Origin of the sequence: Auritidibacter sp. NML100628, from assembly GCF_003185985.1 — a bacterium.
Taxonomy (GTDB): Bacteria; Actinomycetota; Actinomycetes; order Actinomycetales; family Micrococcaceae; genus Auritidibacter; species Auritidibacter ignavus.
Window position 1 is genome coordinate 1 of the sequence record NZ_QHLP01000031.1, and the last position, 2,555, is coordinate 2,555.

The following is a 2,555-nucleotide window of genomic DNA, read 5'->3' on the forward strand; positions in this document are numbered from 1 at the left end:
GGAGCGGATCGTAAGCCTCTTCGCCGACGCCAACTTCACCGCCGTCGAAGTCACCTGGGCCGTCTATCAAGACATTGTGCGCGCTTACCGAACCAACGACGGCAACGAGGGCAAGAAGCTCTTACAATCAGTCATCGACGATCTGACGACGAATCTGCCGACAGGACTGGTCGAGCTCAAACGGTTGGGACGGACTCTGAAGCGTCGAGCTGCTGATATCCTGGCGTTCTTCACCCGACCGGGAACGCCGAACGGGCCTACCGAAGCGATCAATGGCAGGCTCGAACACCTACGGGGCTCAGCACTCGGCTTCCGCAACCTCACGCACTACATCGCGAGATGTCTGCTCGAGTCCGGTGGCTTCAGACCGGTTCTACACTCTCAATTACGATGAGCCACAAACCTCCATGCTGTAAAGGTAACATTTACAGCTGGTGAAAGACAGCCAGGGGCATGGCCGAAGGCTCTGGGCTGAAGGAACTCTAACCTTCCGCCATCATGTGTGTTGCTCGTTGGTTTCCGGGCCCTGACTGCTCCATCCCCGTGGTGGTGCGGCGTCGCGGTGTGGGCGCCGCACTTTTTGTGGTGATGCTGTGTTTTCTTGCCCAAGATGGTAACAGGGAAACAGGTAATAGTAGTTACTGTCTGAGTGAAGGTTGGAGTTTTGATGGTTCGGCAGCAGACACCAGAGGAGCGTGCCGAAGCAGCAGCCCGTGAGTTGGCCGACACGGGACGGGCCGTCACGGCCCGGGCGGTTCGAGAGGCTGCGGGGGTGCGGATGACGGTGGCCGCCTCGGTGGCCAAAGCTTGGAATGAGGCCACCGCCGAAGACGATACGGTGCCGGTGCCCGAGGTGCCCACGGATGTGCACGGTCGGTTCGAGGCCATCTGGGCTGACGCCTATCTAGCCGCCTGGGATGCGGTGGCCCCAGAACATGACCGGTTACAGGCCGAGGTCGAGCAGCTGACCAAAGATACTGAAGATTATATCTCGGATCTGCATGAGGCAGAGCAGACCGAGCAGACGCTGCGGGACGAGATTGATCAAGCAAACCTGCGTGCCACCGAGGCTGAGGCCCAGGCCCGCACTGCCGTGGATCAAGCCCAGCATGAGGCCGCTGAAATACGAGGCCGCGCAGACCAGTTGGCAACAGAAAATGCGCGCCTGACAAAGCTCATTGACGAACAACTGACCAAACTCACTGACGGCAAACCAGGCCATCTCTGACACCCTGACGACACCACGATGTAGTAATGCGCAGCGCATCCGAGATTATCCATTGCAACTAAACTTCACGGCCCAAATGTCAGGGCCGTGAATATGCACATTATTATGGCAGAGAAGACCCCTCAGCGAGTGGGAACATCTGGGACGCTCATCGGATTGTTGGTTAGAGCTTGTTCTGTTGCTTTAGGAAGGGTCCGTTGTGTGGTTCTGCTGTGCTGTTTTTTCTTTCTGGTGTCCGTGCCAGACGGTGGTGACAGCGAAGATGAAATAGCCCGTGGTGGCCAGTGATGCTTGCTCCGTGATGATGCCGATGGCTGCCACAGCGAATCCGGCTAGTGGCAGCCACGCGAAATGCTGCCACTGCTGGAGGACAGCCACTGTTGTGAGTATTCCAGCGGCAAAGAAGCTCAGGCCTAAGTGCAGTACCCAATCGAAGCTCGGGGACCCAAACACTGCTACCCATACAGCGGCCACTACACCGAGGCCAAGCACACCAATCGCGGGCACGATGCGAACATTCATGTGGCACGCTCCTGGAAGTTACGTTGGGTTAGCAGCTGTTTGAGGGCAGTACCGGAACTGTGCCAAATGGGCCAAAATACGCCCAGCAGTCATGCGGGGCAGCATTGGGATCCATGTTATTGATGTAGTTTGTCACAACGCCTGCGGCGGCCACACATCCTGCTGCGCCGAGTGTGGCGGTGATAAACGTACATGCGGCGCCCCCGATGATGCCTGCATTCACCGCTGCATTTTGCCATTGCTCTGTAGTTGCAGCCACGTATGGCCCATTTTGCCATCCAATGGTCCACATGGGTTCGATTCCATCTTGCTCAGCGTCAGCATCGATAGTCCACCCCAGGGTGATCCCATCGACTGTTTTTTCGTATTGCTCTTCGCCATTTGGACCAGTTTTGGGTTCGAATCCTTCAGCTTCTAAAATGGCGCGTTGCTCATCAGCATCTGCAGCGTTTGCCACGGTGTCGAAGACGCTGCCTTCTTCCGGCTCAGGCATCTCCTGTGTTTTGCCGAGTGCAGGCGTTTCGGGTATTTCAGTGTCGTAATTTTCTGCAGTTTCTGTTGGGTTGATGGGTTGGTCAATTTGTGCGGAGGCTCCTGGGGCGGTGAGTCCGATTGCTGGGAGAGCAGCAATGCTGACGGGTGCGATTTTGTTGATCATTTTCTTCTCGGATGGCCTCCTGAGGGTGTCAGATTGTTTGTGTACAGAGTCATCGATGAGAGGACATGATGATGACCATGACAGATGATCGTGTTGATCAGCCTGGTGGGGCTGATGTTGTTGCGCAGTTGAAGGCCAGTGGCGCCT

The 2,555-nt window shown here is 56.5% G+C and carries 4 protein-coding genes; 2 read left to right on the forward strand and 2 right to left on the reverse strand.

What is annotated here, in order from left to right; translation table 11 throughout:
- Nucleotides 1-394, forward strand: a 394-nt coding sequence (locus tag DCC24_RS11820) for a transposase (protein WP_146206333.1), incomplete at its 5' end; no start/stop codon positions are given.
- Nucleotides 395-667: 273 nt separating this feature from the next.
- Nucleotides 668-1,228, forward strand: a complete 561-nt coding sequence (locus DCC24_RS11825) for a DNA-binding protein (RefSeq protein WP_110100098.1) — start codon at nucleotides 668-670, stop codon at nucleotides 1,226-1,228.
- 183 nt (nucleotides 1,229-1,411) lie between these two features.
- Here DCC24_RS11825 and DCC24_RS11830 read toward each other — a convergent pair whose 3' ends face one another.
- Both DCC24_RS11830 and DCC24_RS11835 read right to left on the reverse strand, forming a co-directional pair.
- Entirely contained in the window at nucleotides 1,412-1,750 is a 339-nt protein-coding gene (locus DCC24_RS11830) for a hypothetical protein (RefSeq protein WP_110100099.1), read from the reverse strand.
- 28 nt (nucleotides 1,751-1,778) lie between these two features.
- Nucleotides 1,779-2,555: hypothetical protein (locus DCC24_RS11835; RefSeq protein ID WP_233492097.1), on the reverse strand; the 777-nt coding region annotated here is incomplete at its 5' end.

Bases quoted from the DNA above. Each gene is read 5' to 3' on its own strand.
- DCC24_RS11825 (WP_110100098.1), top strand. From the start codon at position 668: ATGGTTCGGCAGCAGACACCAGAGGAGCGTGCCGAAGCAGCAGCCCGT.
- DCC24_RS11830 (WP_110100099.1), bottom strand. From the start codon at position 1,750: ATGAATGTTCGCATCGTGCCCGCGATTGGTGTGCTTGGCCTCGGTGTA.